General features: G+C 68.6%; 23 protein-coding genes and 1 tRNA gene. 14 read left to right on the top strand and 10 right to left on the bottom strand.

Features of this window, described 5'->3' with window-relative positions:
* Positions 1–8: 8 nt before the first annotated feature.
* The 4 genes from ACM2ZB_RS17935 to dtd all read right to left on the bottom strand — a co-directional run bounded on the left by ACM2ZB_RS17935 (position 9) and on the right by dtd (position 3,028).
* Positions 9–84 (bottom strand) — tRNA-Ile (locus tag ACM2ZB_RS17935).
* A 44-nt stretch (positions 85–128) separates the two neighbouring features.
* Complete coding sequence (locus ACM2ZB_RS17930; RefSeq protein WP_416056449.1) at positions 129–260, bottom strand: hypothetical protein; 132 nt, start codon at positions 258–260, stop codon at positions 129–131.
* 383 nt (positions 261–643) lie between these two features.
* Positions 644–2,497: an RNA polymerase sigma factor RpoD gene (gene rpoD, locus ACM2ZB_RS17925; RefSeq protein ID WP_416056448.1), complete on the bottom strand. Its 1,854-nt coding sequence runs from the start codon at positions 2,495–2,497 to the stop codon at positions 644–646.
* A 90-nt stretch (positions 2,498–2,587) separates the two neighbouring features.
* Positions 2,588–3,028 carry a D-aminoacyl-tRNA deacylase gene (gene dtd, locus ACM2ZB_RS17920; RefSeq protein ID WP_416056447.1) on the bottom strand — a complete coding sequence of 147 codons (441 nt, stop codon included), beginning with the start codon at positions 3,026–3,028 and terminating at the stop codon, positions 2,588–2,590.
* A 61-nt stretch (positions 3,029–3,089) separates the two neighbouring features.
* Here dtd and ACM2ZB_RS17915 point away from each other — a divergent pair, with 61 nt between their 5' ends.
* From ACM2ZB_RS17915 to ACM2ZB_RS17900, 4 genes are all read left to right on the top strand, one after another.
* The gene (locus tag ACM2ZB_RS17915; protein ID WP_416056446.1) at positions 3,090–4,010 is read left to right on the top strand and encodes a lauroyl acyltransferase; all 921 of its coding nucleotides are present in this window, start codon (positions 3,090–3,092) and stop codon (positions 4,008–4,010) included.
* 86 nt (positions 4,011–4,096) lie between these two features.
* The gene (ribA, locus tag ACM2ZB_RS17910; protein ID WP_416056445.1) at positions 4,097–5,233 is read left to right on the top strand and encodes a GTP cyclohydrolase II RibA; all 1,137 of its coding nucleotides are present in this window, start codon (positions 4,097–4,099) and stop codon (positions 5,231–5,233) included.
* A gap of 75 nt (positions 5,234–5,308) precedes the next feature.
* On the top strand, positions 5,309–5,809 hold the full coding sequence (locus ACM2ZB_RS17905; protein ID WP_416056444.1) for a PH domain-containing protein: 501 nt from the start codon (positions 5,309–5,311) through the stop codon (positions 5,807–5,809).
* Positions 5,806–7,344, top strand: a complete 1,539-nt coding sequence (locus ACM2ZB_RS17900; protein ID WP_416056443.1) for a PH domain-containing protein — start codon at positions 5,806–5,808, stop codon at positions 7,342–7,344. The genes ACM2ZB_RS17905 and ACM2ZB_RS17900 overlap by 4 nt, the downstream gene beginning before the upstream one ends.
* A 184-nt stretch (positions 7,345–7,528) precedes the next feature.
* Here ACM2ZB_RS17900 and ACM2ZB_RS17895 read toward each other — a convergent pair whose 3' ends face one another.
* Positions 7,529–8,587: a CDP-glycerol glycerophosphotransferase family protein gene (locus ACM2ZB_RS17895; RefSeq protein ID WP_416058576.1), complete on the bottom strand. Its 1,059-nt coding sequence runs from the start codon at positions 8,585–8,587 to the stop codon at positions 7,529–7,531.
* On the opposite strand from ACM2ZB_RS17895, the gene ACM2ZB_RS17890 reads away from it, so the two are divergent.
* Positions 8,586–9,392 (top strand): glycosyltransferase family 2 protein, encoded by an 807-nt coding sequence (locus ACM2ZB_RS17890; protein ID WP_416056442.1) that lies wholly within the window; start codon positions 8,586–8,588, stop codon positions 9,390–9,392. The genes ACM2ZB_RS17895 and ACM2ZB_RS17890 overlap by 2 nt on opposite strands.
* Positions 9,393–9,514: 122 nt before the next feature.
* Here the strand turns inward: ACM2ZB_RS17890 and ACM2ZB_RS17885 are convergent, their stop codons facing one another.
* From ACM2ZB_RS17885 to def, 5 genes are all read right to left on the bottom strand, one after another.
* Positions 9,515–10,720, bottom strand: a complete 1,206-nt coding sequence (locus ACM2ZB_RS17885) for an O-antigen ligase family protein (protein ID WP_416058575.1) — start codon at positions 10,718–10,720, stop codon at positions 9,515–9,517.
* Positions 10,721–10,916: 196 nt separating this feature from the next.
* On the bottom strand, positions 10,917–12,629 hold the full coding sequence (locus tag ACM2ZB_RS17880) for an ArnT family glycosyltransferase (RefSeq protein WP_416056441.1): 1,713 nt from the start codon (positions 12,627–12,629) through the stop codon (positions 10,917–10,919).
* Between the two features lie 22 nt (positions 12,630–12,651).
* The gene (rsmB, locus tag ACM2ZB_RS17875; RefSeq protein ID WP_416056440.1) at positions 12,652–13,983 is read right to left on the bottom strand and encodes a 16S rRNA (cytosine(967)-C(5))-methyltransferase RsmB; all 1,332 of its coding nucleotides are present in this window, start codon (positions 13,981–13,983) and stop codon (positions 12,652–12,654) included.
* A 4-nt stretch (positions 13,984–13,987) separates the two neighbouring features.
* Positions 13,988–14,911, bottom strand: a complete 924-nt coding sequence (gene fmt / locus ACM2ZB_RS17870) for a methionyl-tRNA formyltransferase (RefSeq protein WP_313440681.1) — start codon at positions 14,909–14,911, stop codon at positions 13,988–13,990.
* A gap of 136 nt (positions 14,912–15,047) precedes the next feature.
* Complete coding sequence (def, locus tag ACM2ZB_RS17865; RefSeq protein ID WP_313440683.1) at positions 15,048–15,560, bottom strand: peptide deformylase; 513 nt, start codon at positions 15,558–15,560, stop codon at positions 15,048–15,050.
* Positions 15,561–15,688: 128 nt separating this feature from the next.
* Between def and ACM2ZB_RS17860 the strand changes: the two genes are divergently transcribed.
* The 9 genes from ACM2ZB_RS17860 to ACM2ZB_RS17820 all read left to right on the top strand — a co-directional run bounded on the left by ACM2ZB_RS17860 (position 15,689) and on the right by ACM2ZB_RS17820 (position 25,276).
* On the top strand, positions 15,689–16,816 hold the full coding sequence (locus tag ACM2ZB_RS17860; RefSeq protein WP_416056439.1) for a LysM peptidoglycan-binding domain-containing protein: 1,128 nt from the start codon (positions 15,689–15,691) through the stop codon (positions 16,814–16,816).
* A gap of 88 nt (positions 16,817–16,904) precedes the next feature.
* Positions 16,905–18,026 (top strand): DNA-processing protein DprA, encoded by a 1,122-nt coding sequence (gene dprA / locus ACM2ZB_RS17855; protein WP_416056438.1) that lies wholly within the window; start codon positions 16,905–16,907, stop codon positions 18,024–18,026.
* A gap of 43 nt (positions 18,027–18,069) precedes the next feature.
* Complete coding sequence (locus tag ACM2ZB_RS17850; protein WP_313440689.1) at positions 18,070–18,543, top strand: DUF494 family protein; 474 nt, start codon at positions 18,070–18,072, stop codon at positions 18,541–18,543.
* A 39-nt stretch (positions 18,544–18,582) separates the two neighbouring features.
* Complete coding sequence (locus ACM2ZB_RS17845; protein WP_416056437.1) at positions 18,583–19,317, top strand: pilin; 735 nt, start codon at positions 18,583–18,585, stop codon at positions 19,315–19,317.
* A gap of 55 nt (positions 19,318–19,372) precedes the next feature.
* Positions 19,373–20,302 carry an RDD family protein gene (locus ACM2ZB_RS17840; RefSeq protein WP_416056436.1) on the top strand — a complete coding sequence of 310 codons (930 nt, stop codon included), beginning with the start codon at positions 19,373–19,375 and terminating at the stop codon, positions 20,300–20,302.
* 212 nt (positions 20,303–20,514) lie between these two features.
* Positions 20,515–22,992, top strand: a complete 2,478-nt coding sequence (locus ACM2ZB_RS17835; RefSeq protein ID WP_313440695.1) for a DNA topoisomerase I — start codon at positions 20,515–20,517, stop codon at positions 22,990–22,992.
* Positions 22,993–23,108: 116 nt separating this feature from the next.
* On the top strand, positions 23,109–23,699 hold the full coding sequence (locus ACM2ZB_RS17830) for a Sua5/YciO/YrdC/YwlC family protein (protein WP_416056435.1): 591 nt from the start codon (positions 23,109–23,111) through the stop codon (positions 23,697–23,699).
* A 43-nt stretch (positions 23,700–23,742) separates the two neighbouring features.
* Positions 23,743–24,456 carry a DUF4124 domain-containing protein gene (locus tag ACM2ZB_RS17825; protein WP_416056434.1) on the top strand — a complete coding sequence of 238 codons (714 nt, stop codon included), beginning with the start codon at positions 23,743–23,745 and terminating at the stop codon, positions 24,454–24,456.
* 79 nt (positions 24,457–24,535) lie between these two features.
* Complete coding sequence (locus tag ACM2ZB_RS17820; protein ID WP_416056433.1) at positions 24,536–25,276, top strand: hypothetical protein; 741 nt, start codon at positions 24,536–24,538, stop codon at positions 25,274–25,276.
* Positions 25,277–25,366: the final 90 nt, after the last annotated feature.

Raw genomic sequence — 25,366 nt, 5'->3', positions numbered from 1 at the left:
CTTCTTTGTGGTGGGCCCACCAGGATTCGAACCTGGAACCAAGGGATTATGAGTCCCCTGCTCTAACCGTTGAGCTATAGGCCCTGCGCAGCGCCACAGTGTAGTGGAGCGTACCCCCGCCCGGCTACTCAGGCATCAACTGCCAGTGACCTGGCAACCTGCTCCAGTCGCCCCCCGGCAATCCCCGCGAAACGCTCCTCCTTCAGCACCTCATCCCCGTCCAGCAGCGCTGGGAAATCGACCTGCAGGGAATCAGGCATGTTGATCCTTCATGGCGTAGCGCCACATACATGACGAAGCAGAGCAGCGGTGCGCACATCGTGCTTGTGGCCTGCTGCGCGTCTACAAATGGCAGATGCGACATCGGGCCGGTCCGCCGGGCACGGCCCGGCGCTACCGGCGGGGGCGCGGGACGAATAGTGTTACGTAATTTCCAGTACCCCATCCGCGCGACACAGTGGCGACATTTCGCAAGCCATTGTCTGGAAATGAAATAGATCCACACCCGGACGTTGGACCGACGGAATTGTGTTACGTAACCAATACGAATCCCGTTACGAATCCACCGCCCACGCCCCACCGCTACCAAAGAAAAACCCCGCCGAAGCGGGGTTTCTCTCAACACATCAGCCGTCGCCGGGTATCAGTCGATATCCAGGAAGCTGCGCAGCTGCTCCGAGCGGCTCGGGTGACGCAGCTTGCGCAGGGCCTTCGCTTCGATCTGGCGGATGCGCTCGCGGGTCACGTCGAACTGCTTGCCGACCTCTTCCAGCGTGTGGTCGGTGTTCATGTCGATGCCGAAGCGCATGCGCAGCACCTTGGCTTCCCTCGGGGTGAGGCCGGCCAGCACGTCGCGCACGGTTTCAGACAAGTTGATGTTGGTGGTGTTCTCGATCGGGGACTCCACGTTGGTGTCCTCGATGAAGTCGCCCAGATGGGAATCCTCGTCGTCGCCGATCGGGGTTTCCATCGAGATCGGCTCCTTGGCGATCTTCATCACCTTGCGGATCTTGTCTTCCGGCATGTCCATTTCCTTGGCCAGCTCCTCCGGCGTGGCCTCGCGGCCGTACTGCTGGAGCATCTGGCGGGAAATGCGGTTCAACTTGTTGATCGTCTCGATCATGTGCACCGGAATACGGATGGTGCGTGCCTGGTCGGCAATCGAGCGGGTGATCGCCTGGCGGATCCACCAGGTGGCGTAGGTCGAGAACTTGTAACCGCGGCGGTATTCGAACTTGTCCACGGCCTTCATCAGGCCGATGTTGCCTTCCTGGATCAGGTCGAGGAACTGCAGGCCGCGGTTGGTGTACTTCTTGGCGATGGAGATGACCAGGCGCAGGTTGGCCTCGACCATTTCCTTCTTGGCCTTGCGGGCCTTGGCTTCGCCGTAGGCCATGGCGCGGCTGATTTCCTTCAGCTCGTCCAGGTCCAGCAGGGTCAGCTTTTCAATATCGATGGTGGCCTGCTGCTCGGACACGATCTGGTCCTTCACTTCACGCAGCGCCGAAGACCACTTCTGCTTGCGCTTCAGTGCGTCTTCCACCCATTCCAGGTTGGTCTGGTTGCCTTCCCAGGAACGGATGAAGTCCTTGCGCGGCATGCGGGCGGTGACGGTGGCCAGGTTCAGCACGCGGCGCTCATGCGACTTGATGTCGGCCATGGTGTCGCGCAGCTGCTTGGTCAGCACGTCGGTCAGCGGCAGCGGCAGCTTCAGGGTGACGAACACCGCCGACATCTCCTCGCGGAGCTTGGGCAGGTTCTTCTTGTCGCCCTTGGCGGCGGCCTTCTTGAAGGCATTGAACGCGTCGGTCAGCGCCTGCATGCGTGCGGCGACTTCCTCCGGGTCCGGACCGGTCGGTGCGGCTTCTTCATCGCCGCCGTCGACATCATCGTCCTCGTCCTCGTCGGCGTCGTCATCGCTGTCGTCACTGTCATCGGACACAGCAGCGGCGGGCGCCGGCACTTCGTCGGAGAGGTCGTTGAAGCCAACGATCACTTCGGCCAGGCGCTTCTTGCCTTCCTTGTGGGCTTCGTAGTCGGACAGCAGCGATTCGACCGAGACCGGGAACTGGCCCAGGGCCGCCTGGACCTGCGAAAGGCCTTCCTCGATGCGCTTGGCGATGGCGATTTCGCCTTCGCGGGTCAGCAGCTCGACGGTGCCCATTTCGCGCATGTACATGCGCACCGGGTCGGTGGTACGGCCACCTTCGGTGTCGAGCGCGCTCAGCGCGGCGGCAGCTTCTTCGGCCGCGGTGTCATCGACTTCGCGGTTGCCGGTGTTGCCGTCGTTGAGAAGCAGGGTTTCCACATCCGGCGCAACTTCATGGACATCGATGCCCATGCCGTTGATCATGCCGATGATGTCTTCGATCTGTTCCGGGTCGACCATGTCGTCCGGCAGATGGTCATTGACTTCGGCGTAGGTCAGGTAGCCCTGTTCCAGGCCCTTGCTGATCAGTTGCTTGATTTCGGATTGGGCAGGACGTTCGTTGGCCATGTAGTGCTCGCGCCACCGGCTAGGGAGAAATAGGGAACGTAGCATTATACCAGCCCGGGGCCCCGCCTGCCGGGCGGTGGTCCCGCAGGCTCAGGGCCTGAGAAGGAAGGTCACGGGACCGTCATTGACCAGGCTGACGACCATATGGGCACCAAATCGGCCCGTTTCCACCCCGGGCGCGTGATTTTCACGACAGATCCCGACAAAACGATTGAACCCGCGTTCAGCCTCGTCCGGCGGCGCGGCCGTGGTGAAGCTCGGCCGCATGCCCGAACGGGTGTCGGCGGCCAGGGTGAACTGACTGACCAGCAGCAGGCCGCCGCCGGTATCGCGCAGCGACCGGTTCATCTTCCCGGCCTCGTCGGCGAATACCCGGTAGCCCAGCAGGCGCTCGGCCATCCGCCGCAGCTGGGCCTCGGTATCGCCCGGCTCCATGCCGACCAGGGCCAGCAGGCCGGGACCGATCTGCCCCACGGCCTCATCGTCGACATGGACGGCGGCCTGGCTGACACGCTGGATCAGGACGAGCATCGTGGGCTTCCAATGAACAGGGCCGGCCACGATAGCAGCGCCCTTGGCTAAACTGGCGCCGATGAATCCGCAACGCAAAGCCCGGCTGGTCTACCGCGCCACCACCCTGTTCGCCCGCCTGCCCTGGCCGCTGCTGCGGGCGTTCGCGCGCGCCCTGGCGTGGGCGTGGATCGCCCTCAATGCCCGCGAGAGCCGTGTCACCCGGCGCAACCTGGAGCTGGCCTACCCCGAGCTGGACGGCGCTGCCCGCGACCGCCTGCACCGGGAACTGCTGCGCTCCACCGCCCTGCAGGCCATCGAGACCCTGCGCCTGTGGAGCCAGAGGCCGGCCGACAACCTGCGCCTGCACCTGAAGCAGCGCCATGGCGAAGCCCTGTACGACGCGGCGCTGGCCAGCGGCAAGGGCGTGATCGTGGCCGCCCCGCACTTCGGCAACTGGGAGCTGTTGAACCAGTGGCTGGCCTCGCGCGGGCAGATCGCCATCGTCTACAAGCCGCCGGAGGACGAGGCCAGCGATGCCTTCCTGCAGCTGGTGCGCGGCGGCCAGAACGTGCAGCAGGTGCGCGCCGAAGGCCCGGCCGTGCGCCAGTTGTTCAAGGTGCTCAAGGAGGGCGGTGCCACCGGCATCCTGCCCGACCAGCAGCCCAAGGCCGGCGACGGCGTGTTCGTGCCGTTCTTCGGCGTGCAGGCGCTGACCATGACCCTGGTCAACCGCCTGGCCGAGCGCACCGGTGCCACCGTGCTCTATGGCTGGTGCGAGCGCATCGGGCCGGACATGGAGTTCGCCCTGCACATCGAGCCGACCGACCCGGCCGTGGCCGATCCGGACCCGCTGGTGGCGGCCACCGCCCTCAACGCCGGCATCGAACGCATCGCCCGCCGCGACCCGGCGCAGTACCAGTGGACCTACAAGCGCTATACGCTGCGACCACCGGGCAGCGACGAGGAAGACCCCTACGCGACCGACGAGCATCCCCACTGACGGCCGCCCACCCAGGGCCGCCCGGTCCCTGCGACCCGCGGCCGCACCACGTTGAATACGACGCCGTCGCCCCCATAGAGACTGCGATGTCCGCCTCCCCCGGTCCTGCCATGTCTGCTGCTTCTTCCCTGTTCGGCGATCCGGCCGCGATCCGCTGCGAGCGCGCGGTGGCCGAACTGCGTGCCGGTCGCCCGGTGCTGCTCCACGATGGCCAGGGCCAGCGCCTGGCAGTGATCGCGCTGGACAGCGCCACGGCCAGCAGCTTCGCCGCCTTCGCCACTGCCGCCCGCGAGCGCCACTACCTGTTCCTGACCGCCACCCGTGCCCGCGTGCTCGGCGTGGAGTCTCCCGAGGGCGCGCGCCTGCCGCTGGCCGGCGTCGCCTTCGATGCCCTGCCCTCGCTGGGCTACCTGCGCGAACCGGGCCCGATGCCGGAGGGCTGGAGCGCCGGTGACGCCTTCGATGCCGGCGCGGTGGAGCTGGCCCGCCTGGGCCTGCTGCTGCCGGCCATGGTTGCGGTGCGCCTGGATGCCGATGACCGCACCTTCGACGGCGCTGCAGACGTGGCGCTGTGCGACCTGGCCGAAGGCGCAGCACATGCGGCCCACGACTACGAACTGGTGGCGCGTTCGCCGGTGCCGCTGCGCGATGTCGGCATGACCACCTTCGCGGTGTTCCGCGGCGGCGTGGCGCAGCGCGACCAGGTGGCGATCATCGTCGGCGAGCCGGACCTGTCGGCGGTGGTGCCGGTACGCGTGCACTCCTCGTGCCTGACCGGCGATCTGTTCGGTTCACTCAAGTGCGACTGCGGCGACCAGCTGCGGCGCGGCCTGCGCAAGCTGAAGGAACTGGGCGGCGGCGTGCTGCTGTACCTGGACCAGGAAGGCCGTGGCACCGGCATCGCCGCCAAGATGCGCGCCTACGGCTACCAGCACGACGGCCTGGACACCATCGACGCCGACGCACAGCTGGGCTTCGGTGCCGACGAGCGCCGCTACGGCAGCGCGGTGGCGATGCTGCACGGCCTGGGCATTTCGCGCGTGGCCCTGCTCAGCAACAACCCGACCAAGGCGCAGCGCCTGCGCAATGCCGGCATCGAGGTACTGGACTGCATTCCGGTCACCGGCGAGATCACCGCCGAGAACGAGCACTACCTGCGCACCAAGGCCGACCGTGCCGGCCATATGCTGGATGTCGATGCGCTGATCCAGGCTGCCCAGTAACGCAGCCGACCTGCTACCGTCTGCGCGGTGTGGCCACGGCCGCCCCAGCCCGCCCTGCCGCCTGACGGAGCCCGCGTGACCGACGCATCGATTCCTGCACCGCCCCCCTCTGACTGGCAGGCACTGCCGCAACGCGCCGCCCGCCTGGCCGCGCTGGAAGGCGCCCTTGGCGGCCTGTTCGTCCCGGGCCTGCCACTGGCGGCAGCGGCATGGTTCTTCGATCTGCCCGGCGGCCTGTGGACCGCTGCGGCCGGGCTGGTGCTGGGCATCGCCTTCGGTGCATGGCTCGGCCATCGGCGTTTGACCCGCACCCGTTGGCGGCTGGACGCACAGGGCCTGGGCCTGCGCCGCGACCTGATGTGGCAGCTGGAAACGCGCATTCCCATTTCGCGCGTGCAGCACCTGGATCTGCGCCGGGGGCCGCTGGAGCGCCGCGCCGGCCTGGCCACGCTGATCGTGCACACCGCCGGCACCCGCATGAGCGCGGTCACCGTCAGTGGCCTGGACGAAGCCGACGCCGAGCGTCTGCGCGACACCCTCTCGCACCAGTTGGACCAGGACGCCGACGCCCTGTGAGCCTGCCGCCTCCCCTGCCTGCACCGTCGCCTGCCGGCGGCGAGGATCAACGTCTGCACCCGTGGTCGTGGCTGTTCGTGCTGCTGATGCAGCTGCGCCATTACTTCCTGCCGCTGGTCGCGCTGCTGGTGTTCGGCCAGCGCGGCGACCGCGACCCGATGTGGGCACAGTTGATCCCGCTGACCGCAATCGCGGCGCTGGTACTGGTGTCGGTGCTGCAGTACCTCAGCTACCGTTACCGCATCGGCCGTGATGCGATCACCGTGCGCAGCGGCCTGCTGGCGCGCAACCGTCGCGAGATCCCGTTCGCCCGCATCCACAACGTCGAGGTGCGGCAGAACCCGCTGCACCGGCTGTTCGGCGTGGCCGAGCTGCGCCTGGAATCGGCCGGCGGTGTGCGCCCTGAAGCGGAGATGCGGGTGCTGAAGCTGGACCAGGCGCTGGCACTGGAACGGCTTGTGCGGCAGCGCGGGCAGGCGCCGCAGGCCGTCGACGCCGTGGATGCGCCGCCCATTGCCGATGTCGACAGCGAACACGTGCTGCTGCGCCTGTCCAGCTGGGACGTGGTGCGCATGGGCCTGTTGTCCAACCGTGGCTGGGCGCTGGCGATCGCCGCCTTCGGCGTACTGTTCCAGACCGTGCCACGGCCGGTGATGGACGATGCCCTGCAGCGTGGCGGCCGCGAGGCTTTCGGCTATGTCAGCCACCTGCATCCGGGCATGACCGGCGCGTTCCTGCTGCTGGCCGGCGCGCTGCTGCTGGGCTGGCTGGGGCTGCGCGTGCTGTCGGTGGTGCTGACCCTGCTGCGTTACCACGGCTTCACCCTCAGCGAGCAGGAACGCCGGTTGACCGTGTCGGCCGGGCTGCTCAGCCGTACCCGCAGCAGTGTCGCACGTCGCCGCATCCAGGCCTGGACGCTGCGCGAAGGCACCCTGCAGCGCTGGTTCGGTCTGCGCCAGCTGCGCATCGACAGCGCCGCGGGTGGCCCCTCGCGCGATGAGGACCGCGCCCTGCGCGAACTCGCACCGCTGGCGTCGAGCGAGCGCTGCACGCAGCTGGTGCAGCATCTGCTGCCACAGCTGCATTGGCCGCCAACGCAATGGCAGTCCATTCCGCAGCGTGGCTGGTGGCGGCTGTGCCTGGGCGCGCTGGTGGTAGTGCCGCTGCTGGCCGCCGCCGGCTACTGGCGCTGGGGCCAGTGGGGCCTGCTGGTGCTGGCCTGGCTGCCGATGGCGCTGTGGGTCGCGCAACGGCAGATGGCACGCATGGGCTGGTATCTGGACGACCACTACGTGGCCGTGCGCGGCGGCTGGTGGAAGCGCTGGTGGCGCTGGGCCGAACTGGACAAGGTGCAGGGCCTGCGCCTGCAGCGCTCGCCGCTGGACAAGCTGCTGGGCACCAGCAGCCTGCAGCTGGATACCGCCGGCGCGCATGGCGACGTGGCACTGACCCTGCATTACCTTCCGCAGGCACAGGCACAGCAGGTGATGGAGCAGCTGGCGGCAGCGCTGGCGCGGCGCAAGCTGCGCTGGTGAGGCGGGCATCCACGCATGGCGTGGATCTACTGGACATCACTGCCTGCGTGGACGCCCGACGGTAGAGTCGACTGTCAGTCGACTGTCGCGCGCAGCGCGGGGTTTTCCGCGACCAATGGAAGTGCAGTCGACTGACAGTCGACTCTACCCAGTCGGCGCCACCCAGTAGACCTGGCGCCTCCCGTCACCGCTGCGAGGGGCCCCAGTAGCCCAGATCCTTGCGGATCTGCAGGTCACGCACCCAGCTGCCGAACGGCTTGCGGCGCAATGCTCCCATTTCGCCAGACAGGAAATCCTCGGTGGCGGTGATCACACGCTCGCTGGACAGGCCATCGCGGTACGGGTGGATCGCATCGGCATAACGCACGATTTCCGCCTGCAGCGCGGCATCCGGATGCAGCGCGCGCTGCAGCATCGCCGGCAGCTGCGTGGCATCGTCGAAGTCGATCATGTGCGGCTTCGGCACGCGGTTGCGGAAGGTCACCACCGGCTTGTGCTGGACGATGAACTCCGAAACGATCGACGAGGTGTCCGACACCAGTACGTCGGCCGCGCGCTGCGCGGCCATCACCTGTTCGGGTTCGATGAAGCGCGCATTGACGCCGGCCAGCGCGCGGTAGCGCTCGAACAGTTCCGGCGGGCACTTCGGGTGCAGGGTCAGCAGCCAATAGCGCTCGCCGGCAGCGATGTCGGCGGCAATCGGTTCCAGCAGGTGCGGGGCCGCGCTCAGCCGCTCGGTGAAGGTAGAACCAAACAGCATGACCGGGCGGTCGCCGGCCGGCGCGCGCAGTGCGGCGCTCTCGCCACCGTCATCACGGAACAGCGGGTCCAGCTTCGGCCAGCCGGTTTCGGCCACCGCGAAGTGGCCCTGCTGCTCGGCGATCTGGCGGAACGGTGCGGTGGTGGCCGGCCCCTGCGTGCAGTACAGGTCGAACATGCCGCGCACCCGGAAGTGGCCGCGCGCACTGTCGCGCTTCTCCACGTTGAAGCCATGGAACAGCTGTACCTTGGCTCCAGACAGGAAGGTCGGCACCCAGTTGGCGGCGCTGAACACCGCGCGCGGACGCATTGCCAGCGCCTGTTTCAGGCCGACCGTGGGCACCCCCGGAAGGCTGCCGCCGGCCGCGCCGCCCTCGAACCAGGCCGCCACCTCCTGCCCGGAGGCGTGCAAGGCCTGCGCCAACGGGGCGAGAATAGGCAGCGCATAACGCTCCGTCGCAAACAACAGGTACCCGGCCATCATGTCCTCCACGACCGCTCCCATCGAACGGCCTCGCATCTCGGCGTGCATTATCGCGTTCAACGAGGCCGGACGCATCGGCGACTGCCTGGCCTCCCTGGCCTTCTGCGATGAGATCGTGGTGGTGGACTCGTATTCCACCGATGCCACCGTGGCCATCGCCGAGGCCGCCGGTGCCCGCGTGCTGCAGCGTGCGTTCGAGGGTTTCCGCAGCCAGAAGGCGTTCTGCGTCGAGCAGGCCAGCCACGACTGGGTGCTGTGCCTGGATGCCGACGAGCGCATCAGCCCGGAACTGCGCGCGGCCATCGAGCAGGCCCGCAACGGCGGCTTCAGCGGCCACGCCGGCTATCGCTTCGCCCGCCTGTCGGAGTACTTCGGCAGGTTCCTGCGCCACGGCAACGCTTACCCGGACCGGGTGATGCGCCTGTTCGACCGCCGCCAGGGGGGCTGGCGCGGCAAGCGCGAGATCCACGAGGCCGCCAGCGTCGATGGCAGCGTAGGCACCCTGCGCGGCGACCTGATCCACTACCCCTACCGTTCATTGCGGCAGCAGCTGGCCAAGACCGAGAAGTACGCGCGGATGATGGCCGAACACGAATTCGCACGCGGCAAGCGGGCCACCCTGGGCAAGCTGGTACTGGCCCCGGCCTGGCGGTTCTGGCGCGGCTTCCTGTTCCGCGGCGGCTTCCGCGATGGCTGGCATGGCCTGGTCTATGCGTATGTGCGCGCCAACTACGTGCGGCAGAAGACCATCATGTTGTGGATGCTGGGCAACGGCCAGGCGGTGGCCGACCCGCGCAACGATTGATTCGCCGGGCATGGCCCATCCACGCATGGCGTGGATCTACTTATCCCCCGCGCAACGATTGACCCACCAGTAGATCCACGCCATGCGTGGATGAGCGCAAGGGTCGGCAGCCACAAGTTGCGTCAGGCCATCGCCCGATGGCGCGCGCCTTCCAGCAATGACAGGCCGGTCAGCAGGCCCACGATGGTCACGTAGAAACTGGCCGTCATCTGGTGGGCGAACATCGACTGGGTCAGGCCGCACAGCACGTAGGCAATGACGATCATCACCCCCGCCGCGGCCGGCCCACGGAAGGTGATGCGCCCGCTGCGCCGGTGCAGGTAGACGAACACCCACAGCGGCACGCCATACACGGCAATCAGCATCAGCAGGCCCGGCAGGCCCTGGGTCGCGGCCCATTCAGCCACATCGTTGTGCGCATGCCCCAGGTGGCAGCGCTGTTCTTCCGGGTCCGCACGGCAGACCGGCACGCGCTGCATGGCGCTGTCGAAGTGGCCGATGCCCACGCCGGTCAACGGATGGTCCAGGAAGGTCTCCCAGGCCACCTGCATGCGCTCCACGCGCGCGCCAGCCGAGGAGTCAACGTCACCCTGTTCAAGCTTCTGCACATCGCTGTGCAGCTCGGTCAGCCGCACCTGGTGGCGCAGCTCGGGCACCGACAGCAGCAGGGTGGCGGCGATGGCCAGCATGCCGGCCAACACCGACAGCCGGGCCACGCCGGTCCGCCAGCGCAGGCTCAGCGCCAGCACCACCAGCAGGGCCAGCAGCGCGGCGAACACGCCACGGCTTCCGGTCAGCACGATGGTGCCGCAGCCGGCGGCCATGCCCACGATCACCAGCGACCAGCGTCGGGACGGCCGGCAGAACACCAGCAGCACCATCAGCATGACCACGATATCGGCAAGCACGATGGCATTGGTGGACAGTTCGGCCCGCGGTGCGCCCTGCAGCACCTGCAGCAGCGACAGCGCGAAGGTACCGATCAGCCCCGCCAGTGCGCCGCGCCAGAGCCAGCGCAGGTCCGGGCGCAGCGCGCACACCCACAGCACCAGCCAGGGAATGACCAGGAACCGCGATCGGTTGTCGACATCGCGCAGGCCCTGCTCGAACAGCACCACCGATACCAGGCCCAATGCCACCGCCGCCAGGATCAGCCAGGTCAGCACGCGCACCGGCACGCCGCCCATCGGCCGCGCGCGCCACAGCAGCCCGGGCGCCAGCAGCGTGCTGACCAGCAGCGTCAGTGCATAGGGCAGCAGGTTGATCGGCACGGTCAGCACCAGTGCCGGCATGCAGAACAGCCCGACCTGGGCAATCCAGTGCGCCACGCCGTGACGGCCGCCAACGGGAGCGGGCAGCGGATCGCTGGCCGTCGGTTTCAGGTTGTCCGGTGACGCTGGCACGTGGGAATTGATCGCTGCGGTCCTGCGGAAAGTACGGTCGGCCCGGTCTGCGGCCGCCCAGCTGATGTTTTACTGCCTTTGCCCGCGCTTGGGCAGTCTGGACAAGCCGCCGGCGGCGTTGTTACTCATTGTTCTGCAAGCTTCGTTCACGTTTCAGTTCGGCATCGCTGGCCACGCAGGGCCCGTGTACTGCCGCCGCCGGCACCAACCACCAACGGCGACGGTTGGCGACACCGGCCAGGATCGCCTGGCTGCGGTCCACGCACGGCAGCAGCGCATCCTCATGGGCCAGCAGCCAACGCCGCTGCGGCGCCAGCTGCTGCCACTGCGTGCCCGCCACCAGCTGGTCGTGCCAGGGCACGTTGAAACCGAAGGTCGCCGCCGGGCGGTCGGCCATCAGCAGGTTCTGCTCCTTCCACGCCACCAGGCCCAGTTCGGCGTCTGCGCCGATGCGCGCGCCGACATCCCGCATCAGGCCCCGCGCCGAACTGGAATCGTTCAGCAGCGGGTAGCCGACCAGGCTGTACAGCACCCAGATCACGGTCAGGGTGGATACCAGCGCCACGTGGCGCCGCCCGGGCCCGCACAGCAGCAGGCTGGCCACGCCCCACCCGCCCATCGCCAGGGCGGCCCAGGCCATCGAGTCCATCACCCCCGGTGCCAGCCCGCGCTCCTGCACCAGCCGCGCCTCGAAGCCGGGGGTACCCAGCAGCGCCGACGCGCCGGCGGCCAAGGTGCCCAGCGCCAGCAGCAGGGTGAAGCCGCCCAGCACCCACTGCACGTCACGCCGGCGCAGCAGGCCCGGCAGCAGCGGCGCCAGGGCCAGGCAGAACATCGGCAGCGACGGCAGGATGTAGACATCGCGCTTGCCGTGGGGAATGGAGAAGAACAGCACGATCATCAGCCACCAGCCCAGCAGCAGCAGGTAGCGCGCATCGCGCCGCTGCAGGCGCCGCCGCCACGCCGGAATCGCCCACGGCACCAGCAGGAAGGCCGGGATCCACATCGACGGCATGGTGCCCAGGAAGTACCACCAGGGCTGATGGTGGTCCCAGGACTGCGCGTAGCGCTTGGCGGTCTGCCGGAACAGGATGTCGTCCATGTAGGCGTGGTATTCGCCCGATTTCGTCGCCACCGCGGTCAGCACCATCGGCGCCAGCCACAGCGCGACGGCCAGCAAGAAGGCCAGCGGGGCCAGCCAGAAGCGCAGGTCACGCGCGTGCAGGCGTACCCGCGGCCACTGCAGGGCCGAGGCGATGGCCGCCGGCAGGATCATCAGCAGGGCGATCACCCCCACGCCCTTGGTGATCACCCCGATGCCGGCGAAGAACCAGCCGGCCCACCACCAGCGCCAGGCCGGGCCCAGCAGCAGGTGCCGCAGCAGGCCATAGTTGGCCAGGGTGATGAACAGCACCACCAGCGGGTCGATCTGTGCCTTCTTCGCCTGGAAGGTGAACTGCAGGGCGAACAGCAGCGCCCAGCCGGCGTACAGGCCGACCCGGCGCGTCCACAGCCGCCGGCCCAGGTCCACCACGCACCACAGCGTGCCCAGCGCGGCAATCAGCGACGGCAGCAGGAAGGCCACCCGCCAGTGGCCGATCACGCTGTACAGCGTGGCCTGCCACCACATCAGCATGGGCGGCTTGTCCGAATACAGCTCCAGCCCGCGGTGCGGGAACAGCCACTGCCCGCTGTCCACCATCTGCTTGGCGACCAGGGCGAAGCGCGGCTCGTCCGACGGCCACGGATCGCGTAGTCCAAGCCCGGCGCCGAGCACCAACAGGGCCATCACTACGAACAACCACGTCTCGCGTGACGCGCGGGTTTTCAGCATGGGAACTCGGACAGCGGAAAGGTCAGGCTGTTTTTAGCAGACGCGCGTAGAAAAATCCGTCAGCATCGTCCGCACCGGGCAGGCGCTGGCGTGCGATACCCTCGCAATCCAGACCGAAGGCGTCGCCCAGCGGCGCGGCGCTCGCGTCCGGGTGCCACTTCAGGAAGGCACGCACCTGGTCCACGTTTTCCGCACGCAGGATCGAGCAGGTCGCATACAGCAGCACGCCGCCGGGCCGCAGCATCGACCAGCAGGCTTCCAGCAGGCGCGCCTGTACCCCCACCAGCGCGTCGATGTCCTCGGCGCGGCGGTGGAACATCACATCCGGCTGGCGGCGGATCACCCCGGTGGCCGAACACGGGGCGTCCAGCAGGATCGCGTCGAACGGGGTGCCATCCCACCAGGCTGCCGTATCGCTGGCATCGGCCACCTGCGTCTGCACGCGCTCGCCCACGCCGGTGCGGGCATAGGTGTCCTTGGCCCGGGCCAGACGCCGCGCATCGATGTCCAGGGCCAGCAGGCGCAGGCTCGGGTCACGTTCCAGCAGGTGGGCGGACTTGCCACCGGGGGCGGCACAGGCATCGAGCACGCGCGCGCCCGCCGGCGGGGCCAGCGCATCGGCGGCGCACTGCGCCGACAGGTCCTGCACCGACAGCGCACCGTCGGCGAAGCCCGGCAGCTGGTTGACCGGGGTCGCCACGGCCAGGCGCAGCGCATCGGCGCTGAGCGGGCTGGCCTCGGCGGCGATGCCCGCCGCTTCCAGCGCAGCCAGCGCCTTGTCACGGCCGCCATGCTGGCGGTTGGCGCGCAGCCACAGCGGTGCCGGCTGCAGGCTGGCGCTGAAGATCGCCTCGGCCTGCTGCGGCCAGTCGCGCTCGACCGCCTCGGCCAGCCAGGCCGGGAACGCATCGCGCGCCGGTTGTTCGGGGAAGCCTTCGCGCTGGGCGCGGCGCAGGATCGCGTTGACCAGGCCGGCCTGGCGCTCACGGCCCAGCGCGCGCGCGGCATCGACCGTGGCCGACAGCGCCGCATGGGCCGGCAGCTCCAGAACGTCCAGCTGGGCGAAACCCACCATCAACAGCGTGCGCAGGTCGGCGTCACGCGCCGACAGCGGCTTCTGCATCCACGCCTGCAGGGCAGCATCGTAGGTGCTGCGACGGCGCAGCACCGCAAAGCACAGCGCCTCCAGCAGCGCGCGGTCGCGGGTATCGGCAAGCTTGGGCAGGGCCCAGGCCAGTTCGGCCTTCAGCGAGCGGCCACGGGTGAACACCTGGGCCAGCACGCGCGCGGCCAGCATGCGGGTGGCCGCGCCCGGCGCCGCCTTGGCGATGGAAAAATCGTTCTGCTTCGACACCGGCTTACGCTCCCACGCGCAGGTCGCGACGGGCGTTGAGGTAGTCGGCGGCGGTGATCGCCTTGCCGCCCTCACGCTGCAGCACGCGCAGGCGCAGGGCGCCCTGGCCGCAGGCGATGTCGATGCCTTCGCGGGCCGCCGCCAGCACCGTGCCCGGCGCCTGGCCGTGGGCCAGGTCCAGCGCCACCGCGCCGTGGATGCGCACGCGTTCGCCGGCCAGCTGCGCTTCGGCGATCGGCCACGGGTTGAAGGCACGCACGGTGCGCGCCAGCGCCTGTGCATCCTGCGCCCAGTCCAGCTTCGCTTCGGCCTTATCCAGCTTGTGCGCGTAGGTCACGCCCTGTTCCGGCTGCGGCCGCGCGATCGGCTTGATGCCTGCGCGCAGCAGGCCCAGGCCGTCGGACAGCACCTGCGCGCCCAGTTCGGCCAGCTTGTCGTGCAGATCGCCACCGGTATCGGTGGCGGCAATCGGCAGTTCCTGGTGCAGGAGCACCGGGCCGGTATCCAGGCCGGCTTCCATCTGCATCAGGCACACGCCGCTGGTGGCATCGCCGGCCTGGATCGCGCGCTGGATCGGCGCTGCGCCACGCCAGCGCGGCAGCAGCGAAGCATGCACGTTCCAGCAGCCATGGGTCGGGATGTTCAACACCGCGCGCGGCAGGATCAGGCCATAGGCCACCACCACCATCAGGTCCGGCTGCAGGTCGCGCAGCTGCTGCTGCGCCGCCTCGTCCTTCAGCGTTTCCGGCTGGTAGACGGGAATGCCACGGGCCACCGCCTCCAGCTTGACCGGCGACGGCGCCAGGCCGCGGCCACGGCCGGCCGGGCGGTCAGGCTGGGTATAGACGGCCACGACCTCGTGATGGCGCGCAGCCGCGCGCAGCGACGACACCGCGAATTCCGGCGTACCGGCAAAGACAATCCTCATGGCTACCCCACTTGCAGGATGGATTCGTGCAGGAAAAAAACGTGCAGGAAATAAAAAGGCGCCGTCGGCCGGCGCCGTACAGCCCGCGCCAGGGGCGCAGGCAGGGGCCACCCCGGAGGGCGACCCTGGCTTGCGATCAGGCCACGTGCTTGCGCTGCTTGGCCAGCTTCTTGCGGACCATCTCGCGCTTGAGCGGCGACAGGTAGTCGATGAACAGCTTGCCGTCCAGGTGGTCCATCTCGTGCTGCACGCACACGGCCAGCAGGCCGTCGGTGCTCAGCTCCTGCGGCTGCCCCTGGCGGTCCAGGAACTTCACCGTGATGGAATCGGCGCGGGTCACGTCGGCGAAGATGCCCGGCACCGACAGGCAGCCTTCCTGGTACACCTGGCCCCCGTCCTTGGCGACGATTTCCGGGTTGATGAACACCCGCGGTTCGTTCTTCTCTTCGCTCACGTCGATGACCATGAAGCGCTTGTGCACGTCCACCTGGCTGGCGGCCAGGCCGATGCCCGGTGCGTCGTACATGGTCTGGAACATGTCGTCGAGCAGGGTCTGGAAGGCCGGGGTGGTGACCTCGGCAGCGTCGATCAACGCAGCCTTGGTACGCAGGCGCGGATCGGGGAACTCAAGAATGGGGAGCAGGGCCATGGCTGTTTCCGGGTTGGGGGCCGGGGTACGCCGGCATACGTCGCAGATTCTATCTGCAACGCTTGCCTTGCGCCCCGGTTTCTGGACTATAGTGCGCGAACCTGTTGGGGAATCAGGGCTTCACACCTATGTTGCTTCGTTTTCGTACGGTCGTCGCTGCGGCGATGCTGACCGTGGCTGCCTATGCTACCGCCGTCGAAGTGAATGGCGGGCACCCGGACACCTATGTGGTCCGCAAAGGGGACACGCTGTGGGACATTGCAGGCCGGTTCCTGCAGAAACCCTGGCTGTGGCCGGAGATCTGGCAGGCCAACCCGCAGATCGCCAACCCGCATCTCATCTACCCCGGCGACGTGCTCAGCCTGGCTTACCTTGACCGCGTGACGGCCAAGCCGGGCCCGCGCACGGACGCCCCGGTGACCGGCGTTCCGCTGTCCCAGGTCGAGCCCTTCCTGAAGCAGCTGAGCGTGGTCGACAGCATCGACGCGCTGCCCTACGTGGTGGGCCTGGAAGACAACCGCCTGCGTGCCACCGCCGGCCAGACCGCCTATGTCCGCCTGGCCGATGCCCAGGTCGGCCAGCGCTGGGCCGTGGTCCGCCCGACCGTGCGCTACAGCCAGCCCAAGCCCACCGAGGACCTGACCGCCAATGGCGATGTCACCCCCGGCAGCGGCAACCTGTGGAAGGCCTACAACGCCCCCAACCACCGCCGCGGCGTGCTGGGCTACGAACTGGCCCAGGTCGGCCTGGGCACCATCACCCAGGTAGCCGGCGGCAAGACCGAAGCCTCCACCCTGGTGCTGGACGGGTCCACCAGCGGCCGCGAGATCCGCGCCGGCGACCGCCTGGTGCCGGTCGAGGCCCAGCCGTACGACCTGCAGTTCTTCCCGCATGTGCCGGCCGCCAGCCTGGAAGGCCTGGACATCCGCGTGCTGGCCATTGCCGACATGTTCAACGCCGGCGGCCCGCGCGATGTGGTCGCCCTGTCGGCCGGCCGCAACCAGGGCGTGGACAACGGCACGGTGTTCTCGCTGTGGCGCCAAGGCAGCCATGTCGCCCACCGCATGAAGTACCCGGGTTCCTCGCGCATGGACGATTCACCGTCCACCGGCGCCGGCCGGGTCAGCCTGCCGGACGAGTATGCTGCCCATGCGATGGTGTTCCGCACCTTCGACAACGTCAGCTACGCGCTGGTGATGCAGGGCGTGAAGCCGGTGCACGTGGGCTACGGCGCGCAGCACCCGGACGCCAAGTAAGGGCGCACGGCACACGCCGGACAACCCTGACAGCAATTCGCGAAGGCGCCCTAGGGCGCCTTCGTTGCTTCTGGCCGATAGTCGGCCGATGCCCGATCCCGATGCCCTTGCCCAGCTGGTCCTGGCCGGTGGACCGCTCGCCCCCCGCCGCGCCCTGCTGCAGGCCGCTGGCAGCGCCAGCGCCGCGCTGGCCCAGGGCGCCGCCAGCTGGCGCGCCCACGGCTGCACGCCCGAACAATGCGCCGCCCTGCTGCGGCCCGATGCCCGCGCGCTGGCCACCACCCTGCGCTGGCTGCAGGCACCGGGCCAGCAGTTGCTGGATTGCCTGGACCCGGCCTTTCCGCCGCTGCTGCAGGAACTGCCGCAGCCGCCACTGGCCCTGTTCGTGGCAGGCGACCCCATGCGCGCCTGGCACCCGGCGGTGGCCGTGGTCGGCAGCCGCTCGCCCACCCCCACCGGGCGCGCACTGGCCGCGCGCTTTTCCAGCCGCTTCGTCGAAGCGGGTCTGGCAGTGACCAGCGGCCTGGCCGCCGGTATCGATGCGGCTGCCCACACTGCGGCCCTGGAGGCCGGCGGCTGCACCGTGGCGGTGATCGCCACCGGCCCGGACCAGGCCTATCCCCCCGGCAATACCCGCCTGCAGGCCCGCATTGCCGCCGAAGGCGCCCTGCTCAGCGAATATCCGCCCGGCATGCCGGCGCGGCCCGGGCAGTTCCCCGCACGCAACCGGCTGGTGGCCGGGCTGGCCCTGGCCACGGTGGTGATCGAGGCAGCACACCGCTCCGGCGCACTGATCACCGCCCGCCTGGCCGCCGAGGCCGGCCGCGAGGTCGGCGCGGTGCCCGGTTCGGTGCTGAACCCGCGCGCGGCCGGCTGCCACCGGCTGATCCGTGAAGGGGTGGCCCTGGTCGAGCGCCCCGAGGACATGCTGGAGCTGCTGGCCCCCGCCCTGCGCCATCAGCTGCCCGGCTTGCAAAGCCGCCTTGCCACCCCCACTGAACAGGCATCGCCGGCAGCCTTGCCGGCACGCTGGGCGAACGACGCTCACTACCAGAGCTTGTGGCGGGCGCTGGACCACAACCCAAGCGGTATGGATTCATTGATCACGCGCTGTGGATTGACGGCGCCTGAGGTGTCCTCCATGCTGCTGGCCATGGAACTGGCGGGAATCGTGGTGTGCGTACACGGCCGCTACTGTCGAACTCCCTAGTTTCTTCACCTCCACAGCGTCGCGCGACGCAGGCCGAGGGGCAATGAAAGAGAGCATCCTGGACGTACTGCTGTACCTGTTTGAACACTATTTCAGCGAAGATGCGGACCTGATCCGTGACCGCGACTCGCTGCAGAACGGCCTGATCCAGGCCGGGTTCAGCCCAACCGAAATCAACAAGGCATTCGACTGGCTCGATGCCCTGGCCGCCCAGCGTCCGAGCGTGTCCCAGGCCCGGGTCGATGGTCCCGTGCGCATTTTCCATGGCCCCGAGCTGGACAAGCTGGACGTGGAATGCCGTGGTTTCCTGCTGTACCTGGAGCAACACGGCATCCTCGATGCCGACCAGCGCGAGCTGGTGCTGGACCGTGCCATGGCGCTGGACCAGGACGAACTGGATCTGGACGACCTGAAGTGGGTCGTGCTGATGGTGCTGTTCAATCAGCCGGGGGCTGAAGCGGCCTACGCCTGGATGGAAACCCAGATGTTCATGGACGAGCCAGAACCCCTGCACTGACCGTACACTTGGGGGCCGTGCGCATTCAGGAGCGTCCCCGTGAGTGAGTGGTTTCACGCCCAAGGCAACCGCCAGCAAGGCCCGTTGCCAGCGGAACAGTTGATCGAGCTTTTCCGCAGCAACGAGATCACCCTGGACACCCTGGTCTGGCGCGATGGGCTGCCGCAATGGCAGCCCCTGCGCAGCGTGGTCGACGAGCTGGGCCTGATCGTGCCGGCAATGGACGCACCGGCCACCGTGCCGCCTGCGCCCCCGGCTGCCCCGCAACCGCCCATCCTGCCGCCCGAAGCGCCTTACAGCGCAACGGCCAGCACCGCGCTGCCGCCGCCCAGGAAGGGCCTGTCCGGCTGCGCGCTGACCGCCATCATCGGTGGCGTGGCGCTGGTGGTGGTGGTGCCGATCCTGGCCATCCTGGCCGCCATCGCCCTGCCGGCCTACAACGACTACACGCTCAAGGCCAAGGTGGCCGCGGCCATCACCGCCCTGCAGCCGATCAAGGACCAGGTCCAGCGCTTCGCCGACAACGAAGGCCGCTGCCCGGGTGCCAACGACGCCGGCTTCCCCGCCGCGGGCGATTTTGCCGCCCAGGGCCTGTCGGCCGTGCACATCGGCCGCTTCAACAATGGCCACTGCGGCATCGAAGCGACCCTGTCCGTACCTGGCAAGACGATCGATGGCGACCTGCTGTGGCAGGAGTACGACCGCGACAGCGGCCGCTGGGAGTGCAGCGGCGAAAGCGACAACAAATACCTGCCCACGCAGTGCCACGGCTGAGCCGTCGGCCGCCTGGCCTGCAAGACAACCAAGGACGACCCAACAGGGGAATGCAATGACCGAGTGGTACTACGCCGAAGGACAGCAACGCCAGGGACCGCTGGCCGTCACCGAGATCCGCGAGCGCTTCCAGCGCGGCCAGCTGACCCTGGACACACTGGTCTGGCGTGAAGGCATGGGGCAATGGTCGGCCCTGCGCCAGGTGGTGGACGAACTGGGCCTGCAGACCCTGGCCGATGCCAGCACGGCCAGCAGCACCAGCGGCGGTTTCGACCTGCGCGGTGACTACGCGGCCATCGACAACGGCACCGCACCGCTGCCCGGCACCGGCCCGCTCAGCTCGCCGTACAGCGCCCCGGGCACGACCAGCAGTGACTACTCGCAGGCCGTGCAGGGCGGCGAAGTGGTCTACGCCGGCTTCTGGAAGCGCTTTGCCGCCTACCTGATCGACTACTTCGTGCTGCTGATCCCCAGCTGGATCGTCGGCGCGATCCTCGGTGTCGGCATCGGCGCCGGTCTGGGCGCAGCCGGCAGCGGTGATACCGCTGCGGGCGTCATCGCCCAGGTGGTCAGCGGCCTGGCCGGCCTGGTCATCTCCCTGGCCTACTACGGCTGGTTCCACGCCTCGGCCGGCGGCGCCACCCTGGGCAAGATGGCCATCGGCATCAAGGTCGTGCGCGGCAACGGCGAGCGCCTGACCCTGGGCCGAAGCATCGGCCGCTACTTCGCCACCATCCTCAGCAGCCTGACCCTGCTGATCGGCTACCTGATGGCGGCCTTCACCGACCGCAAGCAGGCCCTGCACGACCTGATCTGCGACACCGTGGTGGTCGACCGCTGGGCCTTCACCGACCAGCCGCAGCTGCAGCGCCGGGAATTGGGCGCGGTGACCACCGTGGTCCTGGTGATCGGCGGCCTGCTGATCCTGGGCGGCTTCGTGGTGATGATCTTCGCCGTTGGCGTCATCGCCAACATGGCCTCCTGATCGGGCCAGGTGGCCGTCCTGGACGGCCATCATCACGTCTGGCTGCTTGACAGGGGCTGGCCGGGCGTGATTCCTCTAATAAGGAAACCTGAACGCCCGGCACATTACCGGGCGTTCAGTTTATGGATTTGCCCGTGGCCGCTTCACTAATGCGGCCGTTTGCTCCACCCTAGCGGCCCCTTCCCCCGGTCCGCCCACAGACCTTTCCCGACATGCCCAAGCACCTGCTCATCGTCGAATCGCCGGCCAAGGCCAAGACGATCAACAAATACCTCGGCAAGGACTACACCGTCCTGGCCTCGTATGGGCATGTGCGCGACCTGATCCCGAAGGAAGGCGCGGTCGACCCGGACAACGGGTTCGCCATGCACTACGACGTGATCGACAAGAACGAAAAGCACGTCGATGCGATCGCAAAGGCCGCCAAGGGCGCCGACGACATCCTGCTGGCGACCGACCCGGATCGCGAGGGTGAAGCGATCAGCTGGCATATCGCCGAGATCCTGAAGGAACGCGGGCTGGTCAAGGACAAGCCGATGCAGCGCGTGGTCTTCACCGAGATCACCCCGCGCGCCATCAAGGAAGCGATCAACCAGCCGCGTGCCATCGCCAGCGACCTGGTGGACGCCCAGCAGGCACGCCGCGCGCTGGATTACCTGGTCGGTTTCAACCTGTCGCCGGTGCTGTGGCGCAAGGTGCAGCGCGGCCTGTCCGCCGGCCGCGTGCAGAGCCCGGCGCTGCGCATGATCGTCGAGCGCGAGGAAGAGATCGAAGCCTTCATCGCCCGCGAATACTGGTCCATCGCTGCCGAGTGCGCCCACCCCAGCCAGCACTTCAACGCCAAGCTGATCAAGCTGGACGGGCAGAAGTTCGAACAGTTCACCGTCACCGACGGCGACACGGCCGAAGCCGCCCGCCTGCGCATCCAGCAGGCCGCGCAGGGCTCGCTGCATGTCACCGACGTGGCCAGCAAGGAGCGCAAGCGTCGCCCGGCGCCGCCGTTCACCACATCCACCCTGCAGCAGGAAGCCTCGCGCAAACTCGGCTTCACCACCCGCAAGACCATGCAGGTGGCGCAGAAGCTGTATGAAGGCGTGAACATCGGCGACGAAGGCACCGTCGGCCTGATCTCGTACATGCGTACCGACTCGGTGAACCTGTCGCAGGACGCGCTGGCCGAAATCCGCGACGTGATCGCCCGCGACTACGGCATCGCCTCGCTGCCGGACCAGCCCAATACCTACCAGACCAAGTCCAAGAACGCCCAGGAAGCGCATGAAGCCGTGCGCCCGACCTCGGCCCTGCGCACCCCGGCCCAGGTCGCCCGCTTCCTCACCGACGACGAGCGCCGCCTGTACGAGCTGATCTGGAAGCGTGCGGTGGCCTGCCAGATGATCCCGGCCACGCTCAACACCGTCAGCGTCGACCTGTCGGCCGGCAGCGATCACGTGTTCCGCGCCAGCGGCACCACCGTGGTCGTGCCCGGTTTCCTGGCCGTGTACGAGGAAGGCAAGGACAACAAGAGCGCAGAAGACGAGGACGAAGGCCGCAAACTGCCGGCCATGAAGCCCGGCGACCGCATTCCGCTGGAACGCATCCTGGCCGAACAGCATTTCACCCAGCCGCCGCCGCGTTTCACCGAAGCGGCGCTTGTGAAGGCGCTGGAAGAGTACGGCATCGGCCGTCCCTCGACCTACGCCTCGATCATCCAGACCCTGCTGTTCCGCAAGTACGTGGAAATGGAAGGCCGCAGCTTCCGCCCGTCCGATGTCGGCCGCGCAGTGTCCAAGTTCCTGTCCAGCCACTTCACCCAGTACGTCGATTACGACTTCACCGCCAAGCTTGAGGACGAGCTCGATGCCGTCTCGCGCGGCGAGGAAGAGTGGATCCCGCTGATGGCCCGCTTCTGGGAGCCGTTCAAGGAACTGGTCGAAGACAAGAAGGAATCGGTCGACCGCGCCGAAGCCAGCGGTGCCCGCGAGCTGGGTACGGACCCCAAGACCGGCAAGCCGGTCAGCGTGCGCCTGGGCCGCTTCGGGCCGTATGCCGCCATCGGCAGCACCGCCGAGGATGCCGAGGAGAAGCCGAAGTTCGCCTCGCTGCGCCCCGGCCAGTCGATGCACACCATTTCCCTGGAAGACGCGCTGGAACTGTTCCTGATGCCGCGCGCGCTGGGTGAGGACAAGGGCGAACCGGTCAGCGTCGGCATCGGCCGTTTCGGCCCGTTCGCCAAGCGCGGCAGCACCTATGCCTCGCTGAAGAAGGAAGACGATCCGTACACCATCGACCTGGCCCGCGCCGTGTTCCTGGTGGAAGAGAAGGAAGAGATCGCGCGCAACCGGATTATCAAGGAATTCGACGGTAGCGACATCCAGGTGTTGAACGGCCGCTTCGGCCCGTACATCAGCGACGGCAAGATGAACGGCAAGATCCCAAAGGATCGCGAGCCGGCCTCGCTTACCCTGGCCGAAGTGCAGCAGTTGATGGAAGAAACCGGCAAGCCGGTGCGCAAAGGCTTCGGCGCCAAGAAGGCCGCTGCGAAGAAGGCCCCGGCCAAGAAGGCGGCGGTGAAGAAGGAAGCCGCGCCGAAGAAGGCCGCGGCCAAGAAGGCGCCGGCGAAGAAGGCCGCCAAGAAGGCGGTGAAGAAAGCGGCGAAGAAAGTAGTAAAGAAGGCCGCAGCCAAGAAGTAGATCCACGCCATGCGTGGATGATCTGCCACGCCATGCGTCGATGAGGATCGTGCCGGCCGCTGGCCGGCACGACCGGGCGCCACCGTTCCACCCCATCTGCACGCGGCAGGGGGATAATGATGCCCCACGCCGGGCCGGTCGCCGCCATGAAAGAACTCACCCTGGACACCGCTGTCGCCATGCTCCGCGCCGGCGGCGTGATCGCCTACCCGACCGAAGCGGTCTGGGGCCTGGGCTGCGACCCTGCGCATGAGGCGGCGGTGCACATGGTGCTGCGCCTGAAGCAGCGCCCCATCGAGAAGGGCATGATCCTGGTCGCCGCCGACCTGCCGCAGCTGGAAGGCTGGGTACGCCTGGACGCCCTGCCCGACGCACGCCAGCGTGCGGTGCTGGCCAGCTGGCCGGGCGCCAACACCTGGATCCTGCCGGCCGGCCCGCGTGCACGCAGCTGGGTCACCGGCGAACACAGCGGCATCGCCGTGCGGATCAGTGCCCACCCGCTGGTCGCTGCGCTGTGCCGCGCCTGGGGTGGCCCGCTGGTCTCCACCAGCGCCAATCTGGCCGGCGAACCCCCGGCACGCAGCCGCGAGGAGCTGGACCCGCGCCTGCTGCGCCTGCTGGACGGCGTGCTGGATGGCCAGACCAGCGGCCTGGCCCAGCCAACCCCCATCCGCGACGCGCTCAGCGGCAGCATCCTGCGCTCCTGAAGCGGCGATTGCGTCGCCCCGGCAAATCGCGCAGGCTGCGCCCATGAACCTGCTGCGTCTAGCGCCGTGCCTGGCCCTGCTGCTGTCGATGACGGCGCTCGCTGCCGATGACGTGCGGGTCTACCGCTGCGTAGGCAGCAATGGTGCCGTCGCGCTGCAGGACAAGCCCTGCAGCAGTGGCCGCCAGGAGGTGCGCGACCTGCAGCGCCCGCGCGATCCGCCGCGCGTGGTCAGCAGCGACGACACCCTGCCCGCAGCAGCCGCCGCGCCGGACATGGGCGTGCGCGAGGTACGCCACGTCTACATCCAGCCACCGCAGCCGATGTACGAATGCGTGCGCGAGGATGGCAGCCGTTACACCAGCGACAGCAACGAAGGCAATCCGCGCTGGGTGCAGGTATGGACCACGTTCTGGCACCCCGGCGGCCATCGTGGGCCCTACCCGTATCCCTCGCGGCCACAGCCCGGCCCGCGTCCGGCCGGCAGTGATGCGGGCATCGGTGGCTCGGTTGGCGGGGCGCCGCCGGTGTATCGCGGCCCCTCGTTCGGGCGCGCGGTGGAGGTCCCCGCCGGCAGCGTGCTGGTGCGCGACAGCTGCGCCCCCCTGCCCGCCCAGGAAGTGTGCTCACGCCTGCGCGACCGCCGCTGGGAACTGGACCGGCGCTACAACAGCGCACTGCAGAGCGAGCGCACCGCGATCAGCAACGAACAGCGCGGCATCGACGCCCGCCTGGCCCAGGATTGCGGCGGCCGCTGAGTCGGCGCCATGGCGCGCACCGCGCTCTGCCGGGTCTGTGCCGTTGGCGGGGTTTGGCCCTCCACTGTAGGCTGCTGGCATGAAGAAGCTGATCTGGCTGGCCGTGTGCCTGCTGCCGGGCTACGCGCTGGCCGATGACATGGTGATCTACCGCTGCACAAGCAGCAGCAGCGATGTGCCCACCCTGCAGCGCACCCCCTGCGCGGAAGGCACCCGGCAGGAGATCCAGCGCGTGCGCGCGCCTGCGGCCTCTACCCCGGTGCCGGTTGCAGCGCCCGTGCAGGACAGCGCCCCCCCGGCGCCTGCTGCCAGCGCCCCCAGCCGCAGCACCAGCGCTCCCCCGCCGGCGCCCGAGTCCCCGCGGGCGGGACAGGAACGCATCATCAGCGAAGCGCGCATGGTCGAGCGCGAAGGCGACAACGCGATACTCGACAGTGCGCTGCTCGCCCGCCCCAGCGATTCGGCAGCGGTCGATCCCAATGCTCCCCCCCGGCCGCCCCTGCCGCCGATCTACCAGTGCATGGATTCGCAGGGCAGCCAGTACCTGCACGAGTACGAACCCTCACCCGGCCGGTGCGAGCTGCTCAATGTCAGCGGCCTGGGCGGGGCGACCCCGGTCAACGCCGCCAGCTGCGAAGTGGTGAGCGACCGCTGCAGTGAAGTGGCCGAAGCGCAGCGCTGTGGCAGCTGGCAGCAGCATTTCCGCGATGCCCGCGGCCGCGAGCGTTTCTCCTCAGCGGAAAACCGCGACGCCGCCCGGCGGGATCGCGAACGCCTGCAGGGCGTGCTGGCAGCCAGCAACTGCCGGGTACCGGAGTAGGCGTTGCACACACGGTTGCTGCCGGCCAGCGGCCGGCACTACCCGCGTGGTGTTGCCCGACCACCGGCGGCGATGGGGTCAGAGCCCTTT

The sequence above is a fragment of the Stenotrophomonas maltophilia genome, assembly GCF_047782825.1.
Classification (GTDB): domain Bacteria; phylum Pseudomonadota; class Gammaproteobacteria; order Xanthomonadales; family Xanthomonadaceae; genus Stenotrophomonas.
The sequence above is the reverse complement of the archived record's forward strand: the minus strand, read 5'-3'. Positions and strand labels throughout refer to the sequence as shown.

Coding starts and splice junctions, on each gene's coding strand:
- ACM2ZB_RS17835 (WP_313440695.1), top strand. CDS start 20,515: ATGCCCAAGCACCTGCTCATCGTCGAATCGCCGGCCAAGGCCAAGACG.
- ribA (WP_416056445.1), top strand. CDS start 4,097: ATGTCCGCCTCCCCCGGTCCTGCCATGTCTGCTGCTTCTTCCCTGTTC.
- ACM2ZB_RS17850 (WP_313440689.1), top strand. CDS start 18,070: ATGAAAGAGAGCATCCTGGACGTACTGCTGTACCTGTTTGAACACTAT.
- ACM2ZB_RS17915 (WP_416056446.1), top strand. CDS start 3,090: ATGAATCCGCAACGCAAAGCCCGGCTGGTCTACCGCGCCACCACCCTG.
- ACM2ZB_RS17860 (WP_416056439.1), top strand. CDS start 15,689: ATGTTGCTTCGTTTTCGTACGGTCGTCGCTGCGGCGATGCTGACCGTG.
- dtd (WP_416056447.1), bottom strand. CDS start 3,028: ATGCTCGTCCTGATCCAGCGTGTCAGCCAGGCCGCCGTCCATGTCGAC.
- ACM2ZB_RS17930 (WP_416056449.1), bottom strand. CDS start 260: ATGCCTGATTCCCTGCAGGTCGATTTCCCAGCGCTGCTGGACGGGGAT.
- fmt (WP_313440681.1), bottom strand. CDS start 14,911: ATGAGGATTGTCTTTGCCGGTACGCCGGAATTCGCGGTGTCGTCGCTG.
- ACM2ZB_RS17895 (WP_416058576.1), bottom strand. CDS start 8,587: ATGATGGCCGGGTACCTGTTGTTTGCGACGGAGCGTTATGCGCTGCCT.
- ACM2ZB_RS17880 (WP_416056441.1), bottom strand. CDS start 12,629: ATGCTGAAAACCCGCGCGTCACGCGAGACGTGGTTGTTCGTAGTGATG.
- dprA (WP_416056438.1), top strand. CDS start 16,905: ATGCCCGATCCCGATGCCCTTGCCCAGCTGGTCCTGGCCGGTGGACCG.
- ACM2ZB_RS17820 (WP_416056433.1), top strand. CDS start 24,536: ATGAAGAAGCTGATCTGGCTGGCCGTGTGCCTGCTGCCGGGCTACGCG.
- ACM2ZB_RS17825 (WP_416056434.1), top strand. CDS start 23,743: ATGAACCTGCTGCGTCTAGCGCCGTGCCTGGCCCTGCTGCTGTCGATG.
- ACM2ZB_RS17840 (WP_416056436.1), top strand. CDS start 19,373: ATGACCGAGTGGTACTACGCCGAAGGACAGCAACGCCAGGGACCGCTG.
- def (WP_313440683.1), bottom strand. CDS start 15,560: ATGGCCCTGCTCCCCATTCTTGAGTTCCCCGATCCGCGCCTGCGTACC.
- ACM2ZB_RS17890 (WP_416056442.1), top strand. CDS start 8,586: ATGTCCTCCACGACCGCTCCCATCGAACGGCCTCGCATCTCGGCGTGC.
- rpoD (WP_416056448.1), bottom strand. CDS start 2,497: ATGGCCAACGAACGTCCTGCCCAATCCGAAATCAAGCAACTGATCAGC.
- ACM2ZB_RS17830 (WP_416056435.1), top strand. CDS start 23,109: ATGATGCCCCACGCCGGGCCGGTCGCCGCCATGAAAGAACTCACCCTG.